Genomic DNA, 24,212 nt, shown 5'->3' with positions numbered 1-24,212 from the left:
GTAATTTCGCTACAGTTTGATTGCTTAATCGCTCTTTTTGCAGCGCAACATGAAACCGAGCTTCAGAAACCCGCCATTTCCATATAGATGGCGTCGGCATCGTAGGTCGCAAGCTTGGCCGCCAGATAGGCATCCGGCGCGATTTGCTTAAAGCCGCAGGCCCGCCAGAAGTCCTGACTGTCGTTGACCGACGTCAGTGCTATGACGGCAAAGCCATGGCGCCGCGCCACATCCTGCATCAGCGGCACGATCCCCTTGCCGAGCCCGGTTCCCCGCGCCGTGGGTAGCAATGCTACGTCATGCATATACAGACAATCGACTTCCGGCGGCAAAACCCCAAGCAGACTGTCGAGCGCTGGGGGCCGCTGGCGTTTACCCGCGTGGGCTACGCAATAGCCGACGATGATGCCCTGATGCTCCGCCACCCAGCAGCCGTCGGGAAATAGCGACAGGCGATCGGCCTGGACCGCCGGATCTTCAGGATAGGCAGGATGGACGATATCGGCGATCAGGTTGGTTTCAACCAGATCGTCGGGACGCATCGGACGCCAGCTCATGCGGGAAGCCCTTCGGCCTGCCAGCGTTCGGCCAGATCCAGCAACTCGAAGCGATCCATCGTCCGGCCGCTGGCGATCCAGTGATCCTTCAGCGCCGCCCGTACCAGCACCGCATTCTCCTCATCCCACCCCAGCGCCGCGATATGACGGCGCTTCAGGGGGAAGCGACGATGAGGAACAGATCCCTCATGCTCATCAAGTGCGCCCAGCAGCGTGAGCGCTTCCTTGCGCTCCAGGGCCCGGGCAATCGGCAGCGCTTCGGCCAGAATCTCGTGACTGCGCCGTTGCAGGATCGCCGCCACGGTGGCCGGGCGGCCATAGACGAGGTTATGCAGCACCTCCACATGGATGCGGTCATCCTGCGGCCAGGCATAGCGCACAAAGACGCGCTTCACATCGCCCGGCGACAACAGCACCGCCAGACGCTGACGCCAATCGGCATCGGGTACTTCGGTCAACAAGGCCTGGAGCGCGGGGATGTCGGGGCGCGGCAGCAGAGAGCCCATCGCGCCGAACTGTTCCGCCAACTCCAGAGCCTTCACCGCCTGGGAGCAGCCCACCAGCTTCTGGAGCATCAGCCCGACACGGAAGGGCTCGGCCTTGGGCAGCAGGCTATTGGCAGCGCGGCGACAGGCTTCGGTCGTTTCGGGATTGGGCGGGATGCGGCCATAGATCGCCTGGAACCGCAGGAAGCGGATCAGACGCACCGGATCTTCCCGCAGGCTGACACCCGGATCGACGACAAAACGCACCCGCCCGGCCCGCAGATCGGCAAGGCCGCGCTCCACCGGGTCGTGGATACGCCCCTCGCGATCCGCCACCAGCGTATTGATGGTGAAGTCGCGGCGGAAGGCATCGGCACGCGCGTCGCGCGGTTCGCCGGGATGGGCCTGGACCGGCGTCACCTGCGCGCTCCAGTCCCCCCGCTCAACGGTCATCGTCCCCAGACGCCGCCCGGTCAGGTAACACCAGAGCCCCCGGTCGCGGAACCGCTTCTGCATGGCGCGGCTGGCCCAGAGGGTCGCGATATCCACATCGGTCACCGGCTGCCCCAGCAGCGCATCGCGCACCCCGCCGCCGACGAACCAGGCCTTGCCTTCCAGCGCTTCCATGACCTTCTGCGCGGCCTTGCCCGACCACCATTCGGCACTTGGCAAGACGCGGTCGGTCGCCCGGCCAAGAGAGGGGCCGGGACTCATGCCAGGCCTGCCAGCAACTCGTCACGACTGGCGACACAGCCCCCAGCCTCCCAAGCCTGCTCGATAGCGGCCAGGCGGCGGCCCAGATCCGGTCCTGGCTGAGCACCGCGTTCGATCAGATCACGGCCGCTCAGCGGAAAATCACGCGGCTGCCAGCCGATGGCGATCTCCTGCCAGCCTTGCGGTACGGAGCCACCCCGGGCGAGGCGCACCGCGAAACCGGATAGAACCGCCGCTCCATATCGGCGCAGCAGGCCATAGGGATGGGGCGGCTCGCTCTCCGCCGCTTCCTGCATACCGATCAGCAATCCCAGCTCCGCTTTCGACCAGCGCAATCGGTCCGACAGCGCCGTCAGATCACACCCTGGCGGCAGCAAGGCCAGCAATCGGACGGACCAGTCTCCAGCGGGCAAGGCCGCCGGCCATAGAGCCTCCGGCAATACTTGAGTTAGCACTCCGGTCTGCCCCATCGCCGCCAGAACCTCAGTTGGTGCGGGGGCGGCGAGCAGGCGTTTCAATTCCGACCAAACCCTCTCCGCCGACAGCTGGGCCAGCCCCGGAGCCAGTGCCGCAGCAGCCGTCAGCGCCTTAGCATCCATTGGCCCGGTGCCGTAATGGGCATGGAAGCGGAAAAAGCGCATCAGCCGCAGATAATCCTCGCGGATACGATCCTCTGCCCGACCGATGAAGCGGATGCGTGTCGGGGACAGATCCTGCGTCCCGCCGGTGAAATCGAAGACCCGACCCTCGCCATCCGCAAACAGGCCGTTGATCGTGAAATCGCGCCGCTGCGCGTCCTCCGCCCAATCGGTGGAGAAGGCGACGGTTGCCCGTCGCCCATCGGTCGACACATCCCGGCGCAGAGTCGTAATCTCGAACGTCTGGCCGCGCACCACGGCCGTCACCGTGCCATGGTCGATCCCGGTGGGAATGACCTTGAAACCGGCTGCTTCCAGACGGCGGGTGACTTCTGCTGGCAACAGAGGCGTTGCAAGGTCGACGTCATTGACCGTGCGGCCCAGCAGCCCATCACGCACAGCTCCACCGACAAAGCGAGCCTCGCCGTTCAAGGCAGACAGAAGCGCTTTTGCCTGGGGGCCCTGCCACCAGTCGGCAGCGGGAAGAATTAGGTCAGCGGATGACATGGCCCGGCTCGAAAGTGCCGTCGGGCCGGACGCTTGGCGGCACGTAGGTCCCACCGACACCCTCGGTGGACTGAATGCTGAAAGCCGCTAAAGTCAGCAGCAGAAGGCCGACCCCGGCCACCACCAGCCAAATGGTCGGCGGGCCGTCCGTGGGCGCAGGAAGGCCCTTTTGCCCGCGATACCAGCTCCAGATCGAATAGAGCAGGAAAGGCACCAGCAGCGGGATTAGGATGATGATGACGATCCTCATGCCCGCGCCGTCTCACCCACTGTGCCGTTCAGAACCTGTGCCAGATTCACCAACATGCCTGCCGTTGCCCCCCAGATGTACCAATCGAGATAGGGCAATACATAGTGTGACCGTTGCCTGCCGTGAAGCTCACGCGTCTGAACTACGTGATTGGCGGGGTCGAGAATGAAGGTCAGCGGCACCTCGAACGCGGCTGCGACCTCGAAGGGATCGAGCGTCAGAATATGATCGGGCGCCACCAGCCCGACGACGGGGGTGATGTTGAACCCGGTGACCGTGCGATAGAAATCGAGGCGACCGACAAGCCGTACTTTTTCCGACAGCAGACCAATTTCCTCGCGCGCTTCGCGCAGGGCCGCGAACTCGGGATTGGGGTCGTCGTCCTCGATCCGACCACCGGGAAAACTGATCTGCCCGGCATGATCGGCCAGATGATCGGTGCGTTTCGTCAGAAGAATGGTCAGACCTTCGGGGCGCTCGACAATAGGAACTAGCACCGCCGCCTCGCGATAAGGCCCCGCATGGCGGGGGACGCCGGGATGATCATGGTCGCCGCGCAGCGCTGCCTCGGCTGCCCCCAGCCGCTCCAAACGCCCGATGATGTCGGCCCCGCTAAGCCCGTTCATTCCCAACCCAACCAGATACCGAATTGTCTATACTAAGCCTCGCACGGGCCCAGAGGGAAGAATACTCCGCCGCTGGAGATTCCCAACAGGCCGTTTCTCTCCTCCGCCCATGCGACAAGGTCATAGAAAACCGACCGCACGATCAGCGCCTCCAATCCCGCACGCACCATCACATAGGGCCGCGGCTCGGCAGTTTCAGGATCGACCTCAATCCGGATGGGATGATCTTTGCCCGCTGTGACAAGCTCATCGAGGTTGGTGGTGAACAGGAGATTTTCGCCCTGGCGCTCGCAGGCAATGGCGGTAAAGGGGGCATCCTCTACCTCGATCCGGCCACGCTCCACCGGGGTGACGAGCCAATAGCCATCCCCTTCTTTCCGCAGCACGCTGGCGAAAAGTTTCACCAGCGGCTTGCGGCCGATGGGCGAGCCATAGTAGCTCCAGGTCCCGTCGCGATGGATCTTCAACCCAAAATCGCCGCAATCCGGGCGCCCCTGGTCAAGGGACGGTAATGCTCCCATGTCAGGAGCAAGAGCTTTGAGATTGGTCGGCATTTGCGTCATGCTGAATTTGCCCGCCCGGGAATGATCGTCGATCGTTCTATAGATGTAGAGGGAGACCGCGCGTGACCAGTGCCCATTCCGTCGATCCCGCAACTCCCCCCATTCAGGTCGATCCTGCCAAATTAGCCGCCGATATCGAAGCGGTCGGTGATCGCCTTAAAGCGGTCCAATCCGAAATCGGCCGCGTGATCTTCGGTCAGGAACAGATCGTCGATCAGACGCTGGCGGTTCTGCTGGCAGGCGGACATGGGCTGCTGGTGGGTATGCCCGGCCTTGCCAAGACCAAACTGGTCGACACGCTAGGGACCGTGCTGGGCCTTGATAACAAGCGCGTGCAGTTCACCCCCGACCTCATGCCCGCCGACATTCTAGGCTCCGAAGTCCTGGAAGAGGGCGAGGATGGTCGGCGCCATTTCCGCTTCATCAACGGCCCGATCTTCACCCAGTTGCTGATGGCCGACGAAATCAACCGCGCCAGCCCCCGCACCCAATCCGCTCTGCTGCAGGCAATGCAGGAGCGTAAGGTCTCCATCGCAGGCCAGGATCGTGTGCTACCCGGCCCCTTCCATGTGCTGGCAACCCAGAACCCTATCGAGCAGGAAGGCACTTACCCCCTGCCCGAGGCCCAGCTCGACCGCTTCCTGTTGCAGATCGATGTCGGCTATCCCGATCTCGCCGCCGAACGCAAGATGCTGATCGCAACGACGGGGGCGGATGAGGACAAGGCTCGCGCCGTTCTCACAGCCGCCGAACTTCAGCATGCCCAGCGCCTGACCCGTCTGCTGCCGGTGGGCGAGAAGGTGGTGGACGCCGTGCTGCGCCTCGTCCGCGCCGGTCGCCCCGACGATAGCGAAGTACCGGAAATCCGTCGCCACGTTGCCTGGGGTCTGGGGCCACGCGCTGCTCAGGCCCTCATCCTGTCCGCCCGCGCCCGCGCCCTGATGGATGGCCGTTTCTCACCCTCCATCGACGATGTGGTCGCCCTTGCCCATCCCACCTTGCGCCATCGCATGGCCGTCAATTTCGCGGGTCGCGCGGAAGGAGTTACGCTCAGCAGTCTCATCGACCGTCTGATCGCTCTTGTGGCCTGATGACGGAAGCCGCAGCCCTCCGCCCCACCGCTGAAGCGCTTGCCGCCCGGCTGCCGCCGCTTCTGGTGGCGGCCAGCCGGATCGCGGCCACGGTCATTCAGGGCGTGCACGGACGGCGGCGGATCGGGCGTGGCGATGCCTTCTGGCAATTCCGACCCTATCAGATCGGCGATGCCCCCCAGCGTATCGACTGGCGCCAGACCGCCAAGGGCCGCGATATCTTCATCCGCGAAACCGAATGGGAAGCCGCCCAGTCGGTCTGGCTCTGGCGCGATGCCTCCCCCTCCATGGGCTATAGCGGGCACAAGGATCGCGCCCCGAAACAGGACCGGGCCGAACTTTTGCTAATGGCGCTCGCCATCCTCCTGAATGAAGCGGGCGAGCGTGTCGGGCTGCTGGGCAACCGCCGTCCACCGGGCCAAGGGAAGGCGGCGCTGGAGCGGCTGTTCCTCAGCCTTGCCGAAACGCCGGACGAAAGCCTGCCGCCCGAACAGGATATCCCCCGCCATGGCCGCGTCGTCATGCTGTCGGATTTCCTGGAGCCGCTGGATGCGTTGAAGCAGCGCATCGGCGCTTTGGCCGAACGAGGCGTGCGCGGTCATATGCTGATGATCCTGGATCCCAGCGAGATCACCCTGCCCTTCAAGGGTCGCACCTTGTTTCGAGGGTTAGAGAATGAAGGCGAGATGCTGGCCCGCCGGGCAGAGGGCTTGAAAGACCTCTATGATGTTCGCCTTGCCGAACATATCGACGGGTTGCAGCAGATCGCCCGTGCTTCGGGCTGGAGTTTTGCCCGGCACCAGACCGACCATCCCGCGACAACGGCCCTGATGGCGCTGTTCCTGGCGCTGACCGCCCCGGAAGGAGCGATCTAGCATGCTGACGCTCGGCCCCCTCGCCTTCGCCGCTCCCTGGCTGCTTGCCGGGTTGATCGCGTTGCCGGCCATCTGGCTGGTTATCCGCCTGATCCCGCCCGCGCCTAAGCGCCAGATCTTCCCCGCCCTGCGCCTGCTGCTGGGGCTGGAGGTTACCGAGGAAACCGCGGCCCGCACGCCCTGGTGGCTGATCCTGCTGCGTCTGGCGCTGGCAGCCCTTGTTATCCTGGGGCTCGCCCAGCCGCTGCTCAATCCTGCCGACCGCATGGTCGGATCGGGTCCGGTGCTTCTGGTGATCGACGACGGTTGGGCCGCTGCACCAAACTGGTCGGAGCGCCGCGAAGTCCTGTTTGCAGCCCTGGAACAGGCCGAACGCGAAGGCCGCCCTGCCGCACTGCTGACCACGGCCCGCAGTCCGGGCAACGACGCCCCCTCCCTGTTCGGTCCGCGCCGGGCGAGTGAGATTCGCGAACGCCTGCAAGGCCTTGAGCCGAAGCCTTGGCCCGCCGACCGCGCGGCAGCTCTGAGTGCCCTCAACACCATGACCGTCAATGGCGCCTCACCCAGCACTGTCGTGGCCGATGGTCTTGAGGATCCAGCTTGGCGTCCCCTGCTGGAAAAGCTGCAGAGCATCGGGCCGGTCAAGCTCCATACGCCCGGCACTGCCGATCTCCCGATGCTGCTGATGCCGCCGGAGAACGGCGCCCAGGCCATGCGCCTTACGGTGCGCCGCGCCGACGCCTCGGCCCCCGCGGCTATGGGCATCCGGGCGCTGGGTCCGGAGGGCCGCCTGATCGCCCGCCCGATCCTGACCTTTGCCGCAGGGGAAACCGAGGCGCGCTACGACCTCGCGCTACCGGCCGAGGCCCGCAATATCTTGCAGCGCCTCGATCTCGATCAACCGTCCCATATCGGCGGTACGGTGCTGGCGGACGAGCGCTGGCGTCGGCGACCAGTGGGCATCGTAACCGGCAGCGCACTCGACCAGTCCCAATCGCTGCTTCAGGACGGCTATTATCTCGAACGCGCATTGCAGCCTTTCGCCGAGATGCGGCGTGGCGCCTTGAGCGAGCTGCTGAAATCTCCGCCCTCATTGATCCTGCTGTCGGATGCCGAGCCGGTATCGGACGAGGCGCGCGGCGCACTCGAAAAATATATCCAAGGGGGCGGCGTGCTGGTGCGCTTTGCCGGATCGAAATTAGCGGCGGGCGAGGATGATACGCTGCTGCCGGTGCGCCTGCGCCAGGGCGGTCGCTCCCTTGGCACCGCGCTGCAATGGACCACGCCGGAGCCACTGGCTGCTTTCAGTCCGAAGTCGCCCTTCGCCGGTTTGGCTATTCCCAAGGATGTCACCGTTTCCCGGCAGGTACTGGCCGAACCGGGACCGGATCTGGCAGATCGCAGTTGGGCGCAGCTTGCCGACGGCACCCCGCTCGTTACCGGGCTGAAGGAAGGCGAAGGCTGGCTGGTCCTGTTCCATGTGCCCGCCAGCGCCGAATGGTCGAACCTGCCGCTGTCCGGCCTTTTCATTGACATGCTCCAGCGGCTGGTAGCCCTAGGGCGCGGCCAGGCGGGCGGGGCTGCCGATGTGACACTGGCCCCCATCGAAACGCTGGACGGCTTTGCCCGCCTCGCTCCTGCCGCCGCCAATGCTCAGGCGATCCCCGCCGGGACCAAGCCCACCATCGGCCCGGCCCATCCGCCGGGGTTGTACGGCACTCCCGGCGCGCGGCAAGCCTTTGGCCTCACCCATGGCACGGTCACTCGGGTCGATGCGCTGTCGAGCGTGCCGCCCGGCATCGAGCGCGTGACCGGCACCGCGCCGCCAGAGTTTGCCCTGCGCCCCGCCCTTCTGACCGGAGCCATGGTCTTGCTGCTGATCGACCTTATCGTCGCCCTGGCCCTGCGCGGCCTGCTGCGTCCGGCCGTCACCCGCATCGCCGGGCTGCTGCTTGTCATCGGACTGGTTGCCATCTCTCCCCGAGCCGAAGCTCAGGATCCGATGGAGTTTGCCCTGCGCGCGACGCTGGAAACCCGTCTCGCCTATATCGAGACCGGGGATGCCACCATCGACGAAGTCTCCAAGCAAGGCCTGTCCGGCCTGTCGCTGGCTTTACGCCGCCGCACGGCCATCGACGCAGCCGAACCGATGGCCGTGAATGTGGAAAGCGACGAGCTCGCTTTCTTCCCTCTGCTCTATTGGCCGATAGCAGAAGCTCAGGCGCCGCTCTCTCCCAACGCAGTGGAGCGGGTGAATTTCTACCTGCGCAATGGCGGAACGATCCTGTTCGATACGCGCGATGGTGGCCTTGCCGAAGGGGTCGAGGGCGTGGGCAGCCGTCGCCTGCGGGCCCTGGTCGGCGCCCTCGATATACCGCCACTGACCCCAGCCAACACCGATCACGTGCTCTCCAAGACCTTCTATCTGCTCCAGGATTATCCGGGGCGTGAGGTTGGTGGGGAGTTGTGGGTGCAAAGTGCGGGCGGGACCGACGAAGTTTCGTCGATCATTCTGGGTGCCAACGACTATGCGGCTGCCTGGGCGACGGACCAGACCGGGCGACCGCTTTATCCCGTTGTTCCCGGTGGCGAGCGCCAGCGCGAGATGGCTTTCCGGACGGGCGTCAATATCGTGATGTATGCCCTGACCGGCAATTATAAGTCCGATCAGGTGCATGTACCGGCGATCCTGGAGCGTCTGGGCCAATGAACGGCGGCTTGACCCTGGATTTCGAACCGCTCGTCCCCGCCCTGGTGCTGGCGGGACTAGCCATCGCGGCGTTGCTCCTACTTGCCGTGGCCCATTGGCGGCGCGCCCGAGGCGCCTGGTGGCGTACGCTCGCAGCCGCGCTGCTGCTGGCCACCTTGGCCAATCCCAGCCTGATCCGCGAGCAGCGGGCCTATCACAAGGACATCGCCGTCCTGCTGATCGACGACAGCCCCAGTCAGGCCATCAGCGACCGCAAGGCCCGCACAGACGCCGCCGCCAAGGCCGTAGAGGAAGCTGCACGGGCTTTCCCGGACCTGGAACTGCGGATCGTGCGCACCGGCAATAGCGGCGATGCGGCCACCCGCGACAGCGGCACCACGCTGTTCTCTGCCCTCGAAGGGGCGCTGGCCGATGTGCCGCGCCGTCGCTTTGCCGGCGCGATCCTGATCTCCGACGGCCAGATTCACGATGTTCCCGGCGCCGCGCCGGTAGGTCCGCTGCATCTGCTGGTGACAGGCCAGAAGGGCGAGCGCGACCGCCGCCTTGTCATCGTCTCCGCTCCGGCTTTTGGACTGGTGGACCGGCCAGTGTCCCTCTCCTTCCGAGTAGAGGACGAAGGCCGCAACGAGCCGATCCCCGTTTCCCTGCGGGTCGACAGCGGGGCACCGCGCACCCTGACGGTGCTGCCAGGACGCGACACGACGGTGGAGATCCCGCTAAGCCATGGCGGTCAGACGGTGATCGAGCTGGAAGCTGCTGCCGGGCCGCAGGAACTGACCCCGATCAATAACCGCGCGGTCGTATCCGTCAACGGCATCCGCGACCGCCTGCGCGTGCTGCTGATATCCGGTGAACCGCATCCCGGCGAGCGCACATGGCGCAATCTGCTGAAGGCCGATCCGTCTGTCGATCTGGTGCATTTCACCATCCTGCGTCCCGCCGACCGCTTGGATGGGACGCCCGTTAACGAGCTGTCGCTGATCGCCTTCCCGATCCGCGAACTGTTTGAGGTGAAGCTCAACGAGTTCGACCTCATCATCTTCGATCGATACCGGCGCCGGAACCTCATTCCCAACACTTATCTCAAGGCCATCGCGGACTATGTCGAGCGCGGCGGGGCCGTGCTCGAGGTAGCGGGCCCTGCTTTTGCCACCAGCGACGGGCTCTATTACTCCCCCATTGGCCAGATCCTGCCGGGCGAGCCGACGGGCCGCCTGCTGGAACAGCCGTTCCGCCCCCTCGTGTCCGAGGTCGGGCACCGCCATCCGGTGACACAGGGGCTTACAGGCAGCGACGGGGCCATTCCTCGCTGGGGCCGCTGGTTCAGGCAGGTCGAGTTGCAGGGGCGTGGCGGGCAACCCGTCCTGGAAGGCCCCAACGGGTCGCCCCTGCTGCTGCTCGCACGTGTCGGCGAAGGACGTGTCGCCCAGTTGGCCTCCGATCAGGTCTGGCTCTGGACTCGCGGCTATGATGGTGGCGGCCCTCAGGCCGAGTTGCTGCGACGCCTTGCCCATTGGCTGATGAAGGAACCGGCGCTGGAGGAGGAAGACCTGATCGCTGTCGCGCGGGGCGGTCGCCTGGAAATCAGTCGTCGCAGTCTGACGCCGGGATCCTCGACCGTTACCGTCACCGATCCGGCCGGAAACGCCAGTGATGTGCGGCTGTCCGAAGATGGCAGCGGCACGGCACGAGGCAGTTTGACACTGTCCGGTCCCGGCCTCTATCGGCTGACGGATGGAACGCGCAGTCGCGTCGTTGCTGTTGGCGCAGTCAATCCCAGGGAATATTCCGACGTTCGCGCTACGGATAAAGTTGCAGGTCCAGTAATCGAGGCGAGCGGCGGCGGTATCGCCTGGCTGGCCGACGGCAATCTGCCCGATTTGCGGCGGGTGTCTGAAGGGCGGAATGCTTCCGGGCGCGGCTGGCTGGGGCTTGTGCAACGGCAGGATTTCGACGTCACAGGTGTGGCAACCACACCGTTGATGCCGGGCCTACTGGTCCTATTGGCGGCCCTGGGGCTGCTGATGATGGCATGGCATCGCGAAGGGCGCTGAGCGCTGAAATTTACTCAAAGAACGCCAGCGCTTAAGGTTCTCGTAATACAAAGCTGGTAATAATCACCCCAATGGCCCGCTGCCAAGGGTTGCTTTTTGGCAACCGCTTTGGCGCAATGATGCATCATTGGGGCTTGAATGAATTGGACGGTGGTGACCGGGGAGGATTGGTCACCACCGTCCGAGAAACGGAAAACAGCGGGTCAGGACTGTTTTCCGATCGAGAAGTGAGGGGGTGCCATCCGCACCGCGTCTCCAGGGCTTCCAAGGTTGAAGACCCGATGTGGAACGCCCCCTCTCCTCCGACCTCCTACGCCGGCAACAGCACGGCGTTTGCTTTGGCAGCAGCGACCTTCGCCGTGCCGATATCGTTCGCCAGATCCGCCGCCCGCGCCAACAGCCCCCAATTGAGAGGACTGGACGGCTTGTCGCTGACCCGCTCGTTCGCAAGGCGCCTCGCAACAGCTGCAAGACCACCCCGGATCGCCGCCTCGATCAGCGTCAGCGCAACGACATCCCGCTGCGCATGACTGCCGCCGCATGACTGCACGCTATGGCGCACAGGCTCCAGCTTCGCCACCGCCCCGGCATAATCCGCCAGACCGAAGGCATAAATCCCTTCAACTGCGGCCAACCCAGACAGGCGGGTCACCGCAGCATTCGTCCCAGGGCCGTCAGCTGCAGCGCGAACCCGCGCCAGCAGCTCACCCGCCATCTCCATCCGCCCTGCACCGACAAGCGCCATCATGGCGTGAATGTCGTTGAAGGCGTAGTACCCACCCGTCAGCAGCGGCGCCCATTCATCGGCAACCGCATTCCAACGAGTACCCAATTCAACTCCTCGCAGATGCAGGCGCCACAGAAGTGCCGTTGCATCCACCAGCTCCAGGGCCATTTCTGCGGCCTTGGGGCGAACTCGTGTGTCGTAGAGGCGCAAAACCTCGGGCACATCTTCCAGATCGAGGCAGAAGAGCGCCCGGTGCCACCAGACATGACGGGCCAGCATATTCTCTGCCGACCAATCCTCTACACGCTCGTCCAACCAGACCAGCCCCTCACGGGATCGGCCCTGCATTTCCATCACATGGGCAACCGCATGGATCGCCCAAGGATCGCGCGGGTTCATCGCAACCGCACGACGCCCTTCGCGCTCTGCCCGGCCATACTCCCGCATCTCCTCCAGCCCGAAGGCATACATGCCGACCACGAACCCGAAGCCCGGCACCGCATCATCCCAGTCCGGCAACACACCTGCGATCCTGTCCCGCAGCATCGGCGCGTCACCCAGAAAATAGTCCACCTGATGCCCGATCTGCAGCGCCAGCATATCGCGCGGCCAAACCTGGCTGATCTTCGTATATTCTGCCTGCGCCGCCCGATAGTCGCCCCTGGACCAGCATCGCAACGCTTCCGCATGACCCTTCTCGCGGTCATTCAAGGTGGCTGCCATCCCGTCCAAGACTTCAAGAGACTTGGTAACCTCGCCGACAAACCTCTGATCGGTGGACAAAGCGAACAATGCGCCCCGCAAACACCAGGCCAAAGGAAACTCCGGCTCCGCCTCAATTGCCGCGTCAATCTCCGCCAGGGGATCGAGATAAAACCCATTCAGAGAAAGTAATGATCGCTCAAACGCGGCAACAGCGACCGCGCTCTTACAGGTCATTTGCAGATCACGCAAGTCACGCATGAGTGCGTATTCCAAAATTACTGTCGAACGCCGTCTTCTCCAGCGTAATACCCCAGGTACAAGCGAAAGTAAAATGGAAAATTAAGCGAAAATTAAGTAGAGGAATGCGGCAGCAAAACCATATCGTTTCACAAGAAACCAATGTCATTTCCTTTCGCATCGCTGCAGTAACGCTCAAGCAGGGCGCCCTTTTGATTTAAAAGAACTCTAATTCACAGATCAAAATAACTCTCCTCCATAAAAAAACGCCTAATTAACATAATATTACAACAAATCCGACGTTCTGATCGGCTCCCTTCCGAATCACCTTGTGATTTTTGCAATTTTTTTTCATATCCGGCAATACAGACACCCCGACCGCCACCCGAAATAGGTCAGAAGATCATCCTTTTCGGCTATATAATCCCCTCCGAAATACCGCTGTAGCGGAATAAATTCGAAATCAGCATCCGAGCCTTGTGATTTTCCAGACATTCAAAGGTCGAGCATATGTAACAAAGCCGACTTATATGCTTACCCATAGAACCGATAGTTAACCATATTTTTTATATATTTTTCAATTCCTTATAAAAAATAGACAGACAGCTAAGCATGTCATCGCAAAATACCCCCATCTTCTCCAAACATGAAATTTGTGCCGGTATGGCACCTAAATCATATCCAAGTATTTCTTATAATTTTCCTTAAATGCTATATAACTACTTTAAGATGTTTAGCGACCACTTCCTTCCCAAGGCGCTGGATCCGCGAAAGCGGCCGCCAACTCTTCGATAAACAGGCGGACTTTGGTCGACAGCAAACGACTATGGGGATAGACGGCATGCACGGCGATGGAGGTCGGGACGCCATCCAACTGGATTTCCTCCATTGCCCCTGTCGCCAAATCCTCTGCCACCGCGAAGATCGGCAGCAAGGTGATCCCCAGATCTTCGAGGACCGAGGCCCGCAATGTATGGCTGTTGTTTGCCCTGACCCGAGCCGGCACCGCGATTGTCCGAATGCGCCCATCCGACATCACGAAGGGCCATGCATCTCCCGACCGCTGCAGGGAATAGGTCAGGCAGGCATGGTTAGCGAGATCACTGATCGAGGTTGGACGCCCATGCTTGGCCAAATAGGTGGGAGACGCCACAAGCAAACGCCGGACAGGTGCCAGCCGCTTGGCAATCAGGCGGCTATCCTGCAACTGACCGATGCGGATCGCCACATCATAGCCCTCCTCGACAAGATCGACATATCGGTCATCGAAATCGACATCGAGATTAACCAGCGGAAAGCGGCGCGCGAATGCAGCTGCCAGCGGCGCTATATAGAGAATGCCGAAATTCATCGGCGCATTCACTCTTAGCTGCCCCCGCGGCTCGCCCTGAAGACGCCCTACCGCCTCAACAGCCTCCTGCGCTTCAGCCAGGATTCGCCGCGCCCGATCATAAAAGGCCTGCCCCACCTCTGTCAGGCTGATCTGCCGTGTCGTCCGATTGAGCAACCGCGCCCCGAGATGATCCTCCAGCCGAGCCACCTGTTTGGAAACAGCAGCCTTTGAGACCCTGAGACGCTCGGCAGCCGCTGTGAAGCTTTTGGCATCAACCACCGCAACGAAGACCTGCATGCCCGCGAGATTGTCCATCACACACCCACTGTTTCCTTAAGGAAACAGTGTGATGAAAAAGCGATGGATTATCAACCAACCAGAAAGGGCGTACCTATTGGGGGCAAATCGGAAGGCCCCACATCGGGGCCCACTCTTGGGAGAGATTTCATGGCTAAAGTGCTGGTGCTTTATTATTCGAGCTGGGGCCACGTCGAGGCGATGGCAAAATCGGTTGCCGAGGGCGTCAAGGAAGTGCCGGGCGTCGAAGTCACCATCAAGCGCGTGCCGGAACTGGTGCCCGAGGAAGTTCAGGCATCCTTTCACTATAAGAAGGATCAGGTTGGCGAGGTCGCCACGGTCGCCGAACTGGCGGATTATGATGCCATCATCTTCGGCACCCCGACCCGCTTCGGCAATATGGCCGCGCAGATGCGTAATTTCCTGGATCAAACCGGCGGTCTGTGGGCCAAGGGCGCACTGATCGGCAAGGTTGGTTCGGTCTTCGTGTCGACCGGCGTCGGCGGCGGTAACGAATCGACCATTCTGACCTTCATCCCGACCCTGCTGCATCAGGGCATGGTCGTGGTTGGGCTGCCCTACTCGGCACCCGAACTGTCGGATATCTCGGAATTCCGCGGCGGCTCGCCCTATGGCGCCGGTGCAACGGCAGCCCCGGATGGCTCGCGTCAGCCGAGCGCCAAGGAACTGTCGATGGCCCGTCAGCAGGGCAAGCACGTAGCGGGTATCGCCGCGAAACTGGCGAAGTAAAGAGTTTGGCGCGGGCGGCGGGCCGCTTCAGGACGTCGCCCCGCCTTAACCACGGCAAAGGCATCTAAGATGATTTGCCACAGGAGGAGTATGGATCATGTTGGATTATCGTCCGTTCAATAGCCTGGGTCAGTTCAACTACGACTGGCTTGCCGCGCGTTACCACTTCAGCTTCTCGGATTATTTCGATCAGAGCCGCATGAACTGGGGTCCGCTGCGGGTCTGGAACGACGACACGATCCAGGCACAGAGCGGCTTCCCGACCCATGGCCATCGCGACATGGAAATCATCACCTATGTCCGCAAGGGCGCGATCAGCCACGCCGACAGCCTTGGTAACAAGGGTCGCACCGAGGCTGGCCAGGTTCAGGTTATGTCGGCGGGCAGCGGGATCCAGCACTCCGAGATGAATCTCGAATATGATCCCACCACGCTCTTTCAGATCTGGATCATGCCTAACCAGCGTGGTCTGAAACCCCGGTGGGAAACCCGCAATCTGCCGACCGACGAGAATGGCCGCTTCATTCCGCTGGTCAGCGGTCAAGGCATCCCCGACACCATGCCGATTGCCCAGGACGCCAGTCTCTATGTGGCGCATCTGGCCGCCGGTCAGACTGTCGAGCATGCCATCGGCAAGGATCGCCTGGGCTATCTCGTCGGCTTCAACGGCATGGTCGAGGTTGATGGCATCCAGATCAACAATCGCGACGGCCTCGCGATCAAGGATCTCGATGTTCTGAAACTGACGGCTAAAGGCGACGCTTCGGTCCTGCTGGCTGATCTGCCCGCCGGTATCTAGGCCACCAGCGGCCATTGAGGCCGCGGCCAAGGGCACGGATGTGCCCGCCCGGCGAGGGCTAAGCTAAGAGCGCCGAGGTCAGATTCCCGACCGCCCTTCGCAGAGGCATGATGCCACTGTCGAAGTGGCGGGAGGGATGGACCCGGTTCGTCAGCAAAGTCCAGGCAAAGCCCCGATCCCTGTCTACCCAGAGACCAACCCCAGTAAAGCCGGTATGGCCAATCGTGCCAGGTGAGCAAAGCGATCCGCCCGGCCAACCCGGATATCGCCTCTCCCACCCCAGCGCGCGCTGATCGCTCTGCGGCTCGACCATCGCGTCCAGCGCCGCCTTCGGCAACCAGGTCTGCTTCAGGATCGCTTCGGCGGCATCCAGCACCTGATCGACCGTCCCGAACAGACCGGCATGACCGGAGATTCCGCCCAGGGAATAGGCGTTTTCGTCATGCACTTCGCCGCACATGACGCGGCCACGCCATTGGCAATTCTCGGTCGCAACGGCTTGGCTGGCAGGGGCGCCCGCCTGAAAGCCCGCCTCGACGGCAAGATCCCGCAGCTTCTTGCCTGTCAGGCGCTCCACGACCAACCCGAGCCAAATGAAGTTGATGTCGGAATAGACGTTGGCACCGAGCGGCCAGTCTTTCTGCAGCACAAGCGCCTTCAGGGTTTCGGCGTCTGATCCCCAGGTATAGATCGGCTCGACCGCAGGGAGGCCACTTTGGTGTGAGAGGCATTGGCGCAGCGTGATCTTCCGCAACGCATGCCCCGCGACATACTGATAGAGGTCGGGAATAGCGGCACTGATCGGATCGTCCAGATCGATACGCCCCTCGGCCACCAGCCTCAGAACACTCGGGACCGTCAAGAGCACCTTGGTCAGGCTGGCGAGATCGAAGACTTTATCCGGCGTCATGGCCCGCTCGGTCGGAACCCGTTGCGCAACACCGGCATGACGGATATGGCGCACGCCCTCCTTATCCAGGATACCCAGCACCGCCCCCGGAATTTTTCCTTGGGCGATGGCGCTTTCGACCGGGGCAAAGACGGCGTCGATCATCGGCAGATGTCCTAGGGTCAATCCCGGGTCCGGGCGAGAACCAACGCCGACCAACCCTTGCGCTGGAACTTATGAACGAGGCGGAGCCCCTGAGCCCGGTGAGCTGCCAGCACCATGGCTTCCTGGTGGTTGAGCAGACCCGAGAGGATCGCATGACCACCGGGCGCCAGATGGGCTTTCAGATCCTTGGCCAGCATGCAGAGCGGGCGGGCCAGGATGTTGGCAACGATCAGGTCGTAGGGGCGCTTGGCACGGATAGCCGGGACACGGTAGCCCGCGCCATATTCCACACGGACCAGCTTGTTGACCCGGTTGAGCACGGTATTTTCGCGGGCGACACGAACGCTTTCACGATCCAGATCACTGGCGATCACGGGGCGACGGAAGCTTTTGGCCATCGCCATGGCCAGGATCCCCGATCCGCTGCCAACATCCAAGGTCCGCTTGGGCTTCTTGCGCCGACCGATCATATCGATGGATTGCAGGCATCCACGGGTGGTTTCATGTTCGCCCGAGCCAAACGCCGTGGCAGCATCGACCAGCAAACCGATCCGGCTGGCTGGAATCTTACCCTCGAAATGCGAGCCATAGATGAAATAGCGACCCAGCCCCTGGGGCGGGAAGCTTTGGCGATTCTCAGCCAGCCAGTCTTTGGGAGGCAGCGGGGCAATATGATAGGCGGGCATGCCGATATTGAAGGCGTCGGCCACGACACGGATCGCGTCCTTGACGGCCTCGGCATCCGGCTCGTCGACGCAATAGGCTTCCATGCGCCATTCGCCACCCGGCACGATCTCGAAGGCCGCGATGGCAACCGCCAGCGGATCCAGCGCCTCGCCGAACGCATTGACCTGACTCTGGCGGACAACCAGTTCGATCTTGTAACCCGAAGAATGACCCATTGAAGAACCCGACCTATGCTGGCGAAAACCGACAGCACTCTTTACGGGTTTTCGCTCCGTTTCAACGCATATTCGAGCATATCGAACAGCGTCTGGCTCATTTCGAGGAAACGGCACCCCAGGCCCTGCACATTATCCTGGTAGCGCACGGCTTGCGCACGGAAGCCACCGGTGCGCTGCGTCTTCGGCAAGCGAATCAGACCAGTGAAGGTCTGGCCGATTTCGACCTTACCGGTGAAGTTCGCGATCATGAAGCCGGTCAGCGACCAATTCACCGACTTATAGGCGATGGAAAAATCGAGCATCGGCAATTGCCGGGTCTTGCCCTCTTCCTCGGTCGTATTTTTGCTTTCCGAATAAACGTCGAACATCATCTTCGACTGTTCGGGATTCGTCATCTCGTAGTTGATCGCCATCTTGGCGTTCTTGCGGTCATGCATCGTCACGACACTGTCCATCAGGAACACGTCGGGCTTGTTGTCCAGACGTGCGACTGCACAGAATTCCTGGTCTTGCACCAGACGATTGTCGAGAACATCCATGATGAAACGCGACGGTGACCACAGGCGTGTGGAATAGCGTCGTTCGTTCAGATCAATCCATAGCCACGGGTGTTCGATCCGCTTATCGCGGATCTTATTGCGGGTGGCAGCAGGTCCAGGCCGCAGCAACATTCCGAAATCTCTTCTCCGTGGTGACCGCCGTCTTGGCAGTATGACGGTTGCACTATACCGCCGAGCCGATTGGTTAAGAAACTCTTTCTACGTATCCCGCGAGCACATTTTTCAAACCCGCGACCTCAAATGCAACCTCTAGTTTATCACCCTCCGCCCCAACAATACTTCCATAGCCGAATTTCTGATGAAATACACGATCCCCCACATTAACACTTGGAATTTTACGGGAGGCTACTTGTGTGTGGCTAGGTGTTAAAGTCACATTCTGAACAGGTTGTCGGCGCGGGGTCCAAGTATTCGCCGTCGGCACCTGCCAATCATACCCACCGTCGCGCATTGCTGCGCGGGATCCGACGAGACCATTGGCGTTCTCTTCCTCCAGATGAGCGGGCGGCAACTCGGCCAGAAAACGTGACGGCACCGACGATACCCATTGTCCATGGATGCGTCTGTTGGCCGCATGGAAGACATAGGCACGCTTACGAGCACGGGTCAAGCCGACATATGCAAGCCGACGCTCCTCTTCCAGCCCTCTCGAACCGCTTTCATCCAGGGATCGCTGGCTGGGAAAAACCCCCTCTTCCCACCCCGGCAGGAAGACACTGTCGAACTCCAGTCCCTTGGCACCGTGCATCGTCATCAAGGTGACCTGTTCGGCACCAGTCTCGGTCGTATTTTCCATGACCAGCGAGACGTGCTCCAGGAAACCTTCAAGCGTATCGAACTCGCCGACCGCCTGGACCAATTCCTTCAGATTGTCGAGGCGTCCGGGGGCTTCAGGCGATTTATCCGCCCGCCACATGTCAGTATAGCCAGATTCCTCCAGGATGGTTTCCACCAGCTCCTGGGCCGGGACACCCGCCGCGAGTGTGCGCCAACGGTCGAAGTCATTGACCAGCGCCGCAACCGCCTTGCGGGCCGCGGGTTTCAGCTCATCGGTCCCAATCACCTGCGACATGGTGGTCATGAGGGAAGCACCAAGCGCCCGGCCGATGCGCCGCAGATTGGCGAGCGCCGTATCCCCCAGTCCTCGGCGGGGCGTATTGATGATGCGCTCCAGCGCGAGATCATCGTCAGGTTGAGCAATGACCCGCAGATAGGCGACAGCATCACGGATTTCGGCGCGCTCATAAAAGCGCAGACCGCCGACCACCTTGTAGGGCATGCCGAGGGTGAGGAAACGTTCTTCGAACTCGCGGGTCTGGAAACCGGCGCGGATCAAGATAGCGATTTCGGCGAGCGAATGGCCCTCGCGCTGCAGATCCTCGATGATCTCGCCAATCGTCCGGGCTTCTTCCGGCCCATCCCAGACGCCGTTGACGCGGACCTTCTCGCCGTCCGCCACTTCAGTCCAGAGGGTCTTGCCCAGGCGGTCAGCATTATTCGCGATCAGCCCCGACGCCGCCGCCAGGATATGCGGGGTCGAGCGGTAGTTCTGTTCCAGGCGCACGATGGCAGCGCCAGGGAAATCCTTCTCGAAGCGCAGAATATTGTCGATCTCCGCCCCGCGCCAGCCGTAGATCGACTGATCGTCATCGCCTACACAGCAGAGATTCTTATGCCCCTGGGCCAGCAGGCGCAGCCAGAGATACTGGACGGTATTGGTATCCTGATATTCATCCACCAACAGGTATTTGAACTTCTGCTGATACTCGCGCAGCAGGTCCGGTTCCTTCTGCAGCAGCGCCACCATATGCAGCATCAGGTCGCCGAAGTCGCAGGCGTTCAGCGTGCGCAGCCGCTCCTGATAATCGGCATAGAGCTGGACGAGGCGTCCACCCGCCATCTCGCCCCCCGCATCGCCGGCCAGTTTTTCCGGCGTCAGGCCCTTGTCCTTCCAGCGCTCGATAGCGCCCAGAACAGCCTTGGCAGGCCAGCGCTTCTCGTCAATTTCCGCTGCCGTCAGGATCTGCTTCAGCAGACGCAGCTGGTCGTCGGTATCAAGAATCGTGAAATTAGAGCGCAGCCCGACCATCTCGGCATGTCGGCGCAACATGCGCGCAGCCAAGGCATGGAACGTCCCGAGCCAGAGATCCTGCGCCACTGGCCCTACCAGCGCGGCGATACGATCCCGCATCTCGCGCGCAGCCTTGTTAGTGAAAGTGACCGCCAGGATCTGCGATGGCCAGGCTTTCCGGGTCGCGATCAGATGGGCGATCCGGGTGGTCAGCACCCGCGTCTTGCCGGTCCCCGCACCTGACAAGACCAGTACCGGCCCGTCAGTCGTCAGGACAGCTTGGCGTTGTGCGGGATTGAGACCAGCCACATAGGGCGGCAGCGAGGTAGGGGCTTGTTCGGACATCCGGCTGATATAGCGCGACGCGCGTCATACGGCTAGTCCTGGAACATGGACACACGAACGGCTGCCTAAGATGCCCCGCTCTGTTTAAGGTCAGCCGGTACGCACCGTCATCAGGAACTTCTGCACTTCCCCCCGCAAACTGACCGATGCATGGTCGAGCAGGCTGGAGGCTTGGTTTAGGCTGGTCGCAGCCCCGGCGGCCTGGTCAGACGCATCGGTGACATCGCGGATATTGGCGTTCACCCGCACCGTCGCCCCGGCTACATCCTGGGTGGTATTGGCGATCTGCGCGGTCGCCACACTTTGCTGCTCCACCGCCGAAGCGATGATGGTCGATACATTGCGGACTTCGGCGATGATACCAGCGATATCGTCGATGGACCCCACCACCAAGCCCGTCTCATGGGTGATGGCGTCGATCATCGAGCGGATCTCGTCGGTCGCACGGGCTGTCTGGGTCGCAAGGCTTTTCACCTCCGACGCCACGACAGCGAACCCTTTGCCTGCTTCGCCGGCACGGGCTGCCTCGATGGTGGCATTCAGGGCCAGCAGGTTGGTCTGGCTCGCGATCTCGGTAATCAGACCAACAACCGATCCGATCCGGTTGGCTTGCTGGACGAGGGAGTCCACCTGGGTCCGACTGACTCCCACCGTCTCGGCAGCGCGCACGGAGATCTCCGCTGCCTGATGTACCTGACGGCCGATATCGCCAATGGACGCTGCGAGCTGTTCGGCTGCCGTCGCCACAGATTGCACGTGGCTGGTCGCCTGATCGGAAGCTGACGTAACAGCCTCGGCCTTGCTGCGGGTCACGGTGACGGCATTGGATAGGTGACCGGTCGCCCCGCTCACAGCCGTTGCGGCCTGATCGACTTCACCCACAAGTTTGCTAACCGACCCTTCAAAACTATCGGCAAGCGCATTGAGGGCCGCACGCTGCTCCTCAGCCACGCGGGCCTCCTGAGCTGCCTTCTCCGTATTCAGCCGTTCGACCGCCAGAGCGTTATCCTTAAAGGTCTGCAAGGTGGCTGCCATAGCGGTAATTTCGTCGCGACCACGCGGCGTAACCTCGACGCTCAAGTCACCACCGGCCAGCCGCCCCATCGCGCCTTCCACGGCCAGCAGCCGCCGAACAATCGACCTGTTGACGTAAAGCCAGGCAATCAGCGCCGCCGCCACCAGAGCGCCAAGAGCCATCACACCCAACTGGATCCGGCTGTTATTGATGAAGACCTTGGCGTCAACCGCAGCACCGCTGACCGCTTCGCGACTATCCTTGGCAAGATCCTGCGTCTTGGCGCGGATCTGCTCGCTTAAGGTCTGGTTGCTGGTCAGCTGAAGGTCGAGATCTTCCTGGTCCAGCAGCATCTGCTGTCGCAGGCCGAAAGGATCCTTGTCCAAGATCGCTTTCCAGAGCCCGAGGGCATTGGCCACACGCGGCGCCGCATCGCCCTCTATATTCCGCATCTGACGCTGGAGAGTGGAAAGATAGGCTTTCGTCGCAGTCTTGCGATGATCGAGTTGATCAGGATCCGCTTCGAAGGGAACGGCCATGATTTGGGTCGCGATCTGCGCGCTTCCCTGGCGCAGCGCGATCCCCTTGGCATCCGTAAAACTGTCGGCCGCATGATTGGTCGCCTGGACCGCCGCGTCGGTCTCCTTCATCAGATTGTTCAAGGTCACGCGGCGTTCGTCGATGCTTAAGGCGAACTGCGACATCTGAGCCAGATTGCGACGCATATCGGAAAAGAAGGAAGCCATCGCATCAATGACAACCTCGTCCGCGCCACCCTCTTTGAGGCGTGTCTGCAATTGTCTTGACGTCTCGAACGATTGGTCTGCCTGGGCCAGCAGGGCCTTATGTTGACCTGGCGGCGCCTGAATGAGCGTAGGCCCGTAACCAACCAGACGTTCACCTTCAACCGACAGTAAAAGTGCCTGCTCGGTCTGGGGCAACTGCCTATCGATTATTCCGCCTAAAGCGGCACTGAACTGCTCGAAAGCATTTTCAGCAACCACGGCCCCCATCACTGGCAAAAAAGCAATCAGTCCAATAGCAGCCCACAAACGACCGCGAACGCCGATACGCATTCACTATACCTCAAATCAAGAATTCTTAGCCTAATAGGATTTTGGCCAATTCACGCAATGAACTTTTAATTAAATGTTTTCAAAAAGCAACCGGGCGGTCGATGTTTTTTCGACCGCCCGGAAATAACGCCTTCAATGCCCAAATAATAGGCCAGTAACTTACTTGGTCTTGATCAGAGCCTTCAGCTCGTCAATGCTGGCCGAGAAGCGCTTGTTAATCACGTCGGCGGCTTCCTGGTTCGACTTGGTAACGATTTCGGCCAGTTCGCGCAGATTCGCGAGGGCCTTCTCGAAAGTCACCTTGGCCAGATCGGCCTGCTTCACAATCTTGGCGTCGGGCGCACCCTGGGTCATGGCATCGCGCAAGGCGGTCTGGGTCTCTTCGACGGTCTGGCGCATGATCTCGGTCTGGCGACGCAGGACAGCCTGCATACCTTCCACGGCCAGCTGATTGGCCTGGGTCACCGCTTCGATATTGCGGCGCTGTGCCTGGACCAACGCGTCAACGTCGATGCCCGGCACCTGGACCTTCATATCCGACAGGACCTTGCCGAAGTCCATCTTCGAGAAATCGAAATCCTTGAACGGGTTACCCGGAGCATTCACCACGACGCTTCTCCCCAATAAGTGGAATTCTATTTATGCTGCAACGCAACAGGCGGCACTATGCCGCAGCCTTCCTGTCATCGTCAAGGTCGATATTGCGGCGCACAAAACCCGGCAATTTCGCCATCCGTTTCAACTGACGGTCGAGTTCCTTCATGGTCGACCCCAGGTCCTCGGAGGCATCCTGCCGCCAGACCCGGAACAATGCCGCATCCGCCGCGACCAGCAACGCCGCGCGATAGAGATCTCGTATGGGATTGGTCGTCATGCCACCGGCTTCAAGCGCCCAAAGCATCGAGCGCTCCATGAGCGGCGCCAGGGGCAGCATCAGAAAGGCAAGACCGGCATTGCTCTCGGTCAACCCCGCCAGCGCAGGGCGGAAAGGCATCAGCGCATCGAAGCGCCGCATAATCAGGGCAAACAACCGATCATGATCTGACCCCTCGGTCTCATCCGGCCCTAGATCAGCAAGCATGGCGCGATCAGCAACCGCATGCCAATCACGGAGCAGAGCCGGGATATCAGGGTAGAGGGCAAAGACTTCGGCCAGGGGAACTCCGGCCCGGTCGGCCACCTTCTGCCAGGCGGGCTGACGCCAGCCATTTTCCGCAAAGACCTCGGCTGCCGCCAGGCGGATAGCATCATTCTGATCGGTCATCGGC

21 protein-coding genes are annotated in these 24,212 nt (G+C 61.7%); 6 read left to right on the top strand and 15 right to left on the bottom strand.

All coding sequences use genetic code 11. The features are described 5' to 3' along the window. Nucleotides 1-62 precede the first annotated feature (62 nt). From ACFSM5_RS18120 to ACFSM5_RS18095, 6 genes are read right to left on the bottom strand one after another with little or no spacing between them, the layout of a single operon-like run. The gene (locus tag ACFSM5_RS18120; RefSeq protein ID WP_379877963.1) at nt 63-557 is read right to left on the bottom strand and encodes a GNAT family N-acetyltransferase; all 495 of its coding nucleotides are present in this window, start codon (nt 555-557) and stop codon (nt 63-65) included. After that, nucleotides 554-1,756 carry a tRNA nucleotidyltransferase/poly(A) polymerase family protein gene (locus tag ACFSM5_RS18115; RefSeq protein ID WP_379877962.1) on the bottom strand — a complete coding sequence of 401 codons (1,203 nt, stop codon included), beginning with the start codon at nt 1,754-1,756 and terminating at the stop codon, nt 554-556. Before ACFSM5_RS18115 ends, ACFSM5_RS18120 begins: the two co-directional genes overlap by 4 nt. Further along, nucleotides 1,753-2,901, bottom strand: a complete 1,149-nt coding sequence (locus ACFSM5_RS18110; RefSeq protein ID WP_379877961.1) for a CCA tRNA nucleotidyltransferase — start codon at nt 2,899-2,901, stop codon at nt 1,753-1,755. The genes ACFSM5_RS18115 and ACFSM5_RS18110 overlap by 4 nt, the downstream gene beginning before the upstream one ends. Continuing rightward, nucleotides 2,888-3,151, bottom strand: coding sequence for a hypothetical protein (locus ACFSM5_RS18105; RefSeq protein WP_379877960.1), 264 nt, complete (start codon nt 3,149-3,151; stop codon nt 2,888-2,890). The genes ACFSM5_RS18110 and ACFSM5_RS18105 overlap by 14 nt, the downstream gene beginning before the upstream one ends. Continuing rightward, nucleotides 3,148-3,777 carry a CoA pyrophosphatase gene (locus ACFSM5_RS18100; protein WP_379877959.1) on the bottom strand — a complete coding sequence of 210 codons (630 nt, stop codon included), beginning with the start codon at nt 3,775-3,777 and terminating at the stop codon, nt 3,148-3,150. Before ACFSM5_RS18100 ends, ACFSM5_RS18105 begins: the two co-directional genes overlap by 4 nt. A gap of 32 nt (nt 3,778-3,809) precedes the next feature. Then, nucleotides 3,810-4,340 (bottom strand): DUF1285 domain-containing protein, encoded by a 531-nt coding sequence (locus ACFSM5_RS18095; protein WP_379877958.1) that lies wholly within the window; start codon nt 4,338-4,340, stop codon nt 3,810-3,812. 62 nt (nt 4,341-4,402) lie between these two features. Here ACFSM5_RS18095 and ACFSM5_RS18090 point away from each other — a divergent pair, with 62 nt between their 5' ends. From ACFSM5_RS18090 to ACFSM5_RS18075, 4 genes are read left to right on the top strand one after another with little or no spacing between them, the layout of a single operon-like run. Continuing rightward, the gene (locus tag ACFSM5_RS18090) at nt 4,403-5,431 is read left to right on the top strand and encodes an AAA family ATPase (protein ID WP_379877957.1); all 1,029 of its coding nucleotides are present in this window, start codon (nt 4,403-4,405) and stop codon (nt 5,429-5,431) included. After that, nucleotides 5,431-6,306 carry a DUF58 domain-containing protein gene (locus ACFSM5_RS18085; protein ID WP_379877956.1) on the top strand — a complete coding sequence of 292 codons (876 nt, stop codon included), beginning with the start codon at nt 5,431-5,433 and terminating at the stop codon, nt 6,304-6,306. Before ACFSM5_RS18090 ends, ACFSM5_RS18085 begins: the two co-directional genes overlap by 1 nt. 1 nt (nt 6,307) lies before the next feature. Further along, a complete protein-coding gene (locus ACFSM5_RS18080; protein WP_379877955.1) occupies nt 6,308-9,016 on the top strand; it encodes a DUF4159 domain-containing protein in 2,709 nt (902 codons plus the stop codon). Then, a complete protein-coding gene (locus ACFSM5_RS18075) occupies nt 9,013-11,070 on the top strand; it encodes a hypothetical protein (RefSeq protein ID WP_379877954.1) in 2,058 nt (685 codons plus the stop codon). The genes ACFSM5_RS18080 and ACFSM5_RS18075 overlap by 4 nt, the downstream gene beginning before the upstream one ends. A 310-nt stretch (nt 11,071-11,380) precedes the next feature. Here the strand turns inward: ACFSM5_RS18075 and ACFSM5_RS18070 are convergent, their stop codons facing one another. After that, a complete protein-coding gene (locus ACFSM5_RS18070) occupies nt 11,381-12,520 on the bottom strand; it encodes a tetratricopeptide repeat protein (RefSeq protein WP_379877953.1) in 1,140 nt (379 codons plus the stop codon). A gap of 952 nt (nt 12,521-13,472) precedes the next feature. After that, nucleotides 13,473-14,387, bottom strand: coding sequence for a LysR family transcriptional regulator (locus ACFSM5_RS18065; RefSeq protein ID WP_379877951.1), 915 nt, complete (start codon nt 14,385-14,387; stop codon nt 13,473-13,475). Between the two features lie 132 nt (nt 14,388-14,519). Here ACFSM5_RS18065 and wrbA point away from each other — a divergent pair, with 132 nt between their 5' ends. Both wrbA and ACFSM5_RS18055 read left to right on the top strand, forming a co-directional pair. Then, complete coding sequence (wrbA, locus tag ACFSM5_RS18060; RefSeq protein ID WP_379877950.1) at nt 14,520-15,119, top strand: NAD(P)H:quinone oxidoreductase; 600 nt, start codon at nt 14,520-14,522, stop codon at nt 15,117-15,119. A gap of 97 nt (nt 15,120-15,216) precedes the next feature. Beyond that, entirely contained in the window at nt 15,217-15,918 is a 702-nt protein-coding gene (locus tag ACFSM5_RS18055; protein WP_379877949.1) for a pirin family protein, read from the top strand. Nucleotides 15,919-15,976: 58 nt separating this feature from the next. Here ACFSM5_RS18055 and ACFSM5_RS18050 read toward each other — a convergent pair whose 3' ends face one another. The 7 genes from ACFSM5_RS18050 to ACFSM5_RS18020 all read right to left on the bottom strand — a co-directional run bounded on the left by ACFSM5_RS18050 (nt 15,977) and on the right by ACFSM5_RS18020 (nt 24,208). Continuing rightward, nucleotides 15,977-16,972, bottom strand: a complete 996-nt coding sequence (locus tag ACFSM5_RS18050) for a serine hydrolase domain-containing protein (RefSeq protein WP_379877948.1) — start codon at nt 16,970-16,972, stop codon at nt 15,977-15,979. A 17-nt stretch (nt 16,973-16,989) separates the two neighbouring features. Continuing rightward, the gene (locus ACFSM5_RS18045; protein ID WP_379877947.1) at nt 16,990-17,874 is read right to left on the bottom strand and encodes a 50S ribosomal protein L11 methyltransferase; all 885 of its coding nucleotides are present in this window, start codon (nt 17,872-17,874) and stop codon (nt 16,990-16,992) included. Nucleotides 17,875-17,915: 41 nt separating this feature from the next. Further along, a complete protein-coding gene (locus ACFSM5_RS18040) occupies nt 17,916-18,548 on the bottom strand; it encodes a hypothetical protein (protein ID WP_379877946.1) in 633 nt (210 codons plus the stop codon). A gap of 73 nt (nt 18,549-18,621) precedes the next feature. After that, nucleotides 18,622-20,853: an ATP-dependent helicase gene (locus ACFSM5_RS18035; protein ID WP_379877945.1), complete on the bottom strand. Its 2,232-nt coding sequence runs from the start codon at nt 20,851-20,853 to the stop codon at nt 18,622-18,624. 90 nt (nt 20,854-20,943) lie between these two features. Then, a complete protein-coding gene (locus ACFSM5_RS18030; RefSeq protein WP_379877944.1) occupies nt 20,944-22,944 on the bottom strand; it encodes a methyl-accepting chemotaxis protein in 2,001 nt (666 codons plus the stop codon). A gap of 159 nt (nt 22,945-23,103) precedes the next feature. Next, nucleotides 23,104-23,553, bottom strand: coding sequence for a phasin family protein (locus ACFSM5_RS18025; RefSeq protein ID WP_379877943.1), 450 nt, complete (start codon nt 23,551-23,553; stop codon nt 23,104-23,106). A gap of 55 nt (nt 23,554-23,608) precedes the next feature. After that, nucleotides 23,609-24,208, bottom strand: a complete 600-nt coding sequence (locus ACFSM5_RS18020) for a hypothetical protein (protein ID WP_379877942.1) — start codon at nt 24,206-24,208, stop codon at nt 23,609-23,611. Between the last annotated feature and the right edge of the window lie 4 nt (nt 24,209-24,212).

The sequence above is a fragment of the Lacibacterium aquatile genome (assembly GCF_042683105.1).
Taxonomy (GTDB): Bacteria; Pseudomonadota; Alphaproteobacteria; order Elsterales; family Elsteraceae; genus Lacibacterium; species Lacibacterium aquatile.
This window is presented reverse-complemented; position numbering and strand designations above follow the sequence as displayed.

Excerpts from the sequence above, each read along its gene's own strand:
- ACFSM5_RS18100 (WP_379877959.1), bottom strand. The coding sequence starts at position 3,777 with ATGAACGGGCTTAGCGGGGCCGACATCATCGGGCGTTTGGAGCGGCTG.
- ACFSM5_RS18115 (WP_379877962.1), bottom strand. The coding sequence starts at position 1,756 with ATGAGTCCCGGCCCCTCTCTTGGCCGGGCGACCGACCGCGTCTTGCCA.
- ACFSM5_RS18120 (WP_379877963.1), bottom strand. The coding sequence starts at position 557 with ATGAGCTGGCGTCCGATGCGTCCCGACGATCTGGTTGAAACCAACCTG.
- ACFSM5_RS18105 (WP_379877960.1), bottom strand. The coding sequence starts at position 3,151 with ATGAGGATCGTCATCATCATCCTAATCCCGCTGCTGGTGCCTTTCCTG.
- ACFSM5_RS18080 (WP_379877955.1), top strand. The coding sequence starts at position 6,308 with ATGCTGACGCTCGGCCCCCTCGCCTTCGCCGCTCCCTGGCTGCTTGCC.
- ACFSM5_RS18035 (WP_379877945.1), bottom strand. The coding sequence starts at position 20,853 with ATGTCCGAACAAGCCCCTACCTCGCTGCCGCCCTATGTGGCTGGTCTC.
- ACFSM5_RS18070 (WP_379877953.1), bottom strand. The coding sequence starts at position 12,520 with ATGGCAGCCACCTTGAATGACCGCGAGAAGGGTCATGCGGAAGCGTTG.
- ACFSM5_RS18095 (WP_379877958.1), bottom strand. The coding sequence starts at position 4,340 with ATGACGCAAATGCCGACCAATCTCAAAGCTCTTGCTCCTGACATGGGA.
- ACFSM5_RS18020 (WP_379877942.1), bottom strand. The coding sequence starts at position 24,208 with ATGACCGATCAGAATGATGCTATCCGCCTGGCGGCAGCCGAGGTCTTT.
- ACFSM5_RS18045 (WP_379877947.1), bottom strand. The coding sequence starts at position 17,874 with ATGGGTCATTCTTCGGGTTACAAGATCGAACTGGTTGTCCGCCAGAGT.
- wrbA (WP_379877950.1), top strand. The coding sequence starts at position 14,520 with ATGGCTAAAGTGCTGGTGCTTTATTATTCGAGCTGGGGCCACGTCGAG.
- ACFSM5_RS18110 (WP_379877961.1), bottom strand. The coding sequence starts at position 2,901 with ATGTCATCCGCTGACCTAATTCTTCCCGCTGCCGACTGGTGGCAGGGC.
- ACFSM5_RS18030 (WP_379877944.1), bottom strand. The coding sequence starts at position 22,944 with ATGCGTATCGGCGTTCGCGGTCGTTTGTGGGCTGCTATTGGACTGATT.
- ACFSM5_RS18055 (WP_379877949.1), top strand. The coding sequence starts at position 15,217 with ATGTTGGATTATCGTCCGTTCAATAGCCTGGGTCAGTTCAACTACGAC.
- ACFSM5_RS18085 (WP_379877956.1), top strand. The coding sequence starts at position 5,431 with ATGACGGAAGCCGCAGCCCTCCGCCCCACCGCTGAAGCGCTTGCCGCC.
- ACFSM5_RS18065 (WP_379877951.1), bottom strand. The coding sequence starts at position 14,387 with ATGGACAATCTCGCGGGCATGCAGGTCTTCGTTGCGGTGGTTGATGCC.
- ACFSM5_RS18075 (WP_379877954.1), top strand. The coding sequence starts at position 9,013 with ATGAACGGCGGCTTGACCCTGGATTTCGAACCGCTCGTCCCCGCCCTG.
- ACFSM5_RS18040 (WP_379877946.1), bottom strand. The coding sequence starts at position 18,548 with ATGTTGCTGCGGCCTGGACCTGCTGCCACCCGCAATAAGATCCGCGAT.
- ACFSM5_RS18050 (WP_379877948.1), bottom strand. The coding sequence starts at position 16,972 with ATGATCGACGCCGTCTTTGCCCCGGTCGAAAGCGCCATCGCCCAAGGA.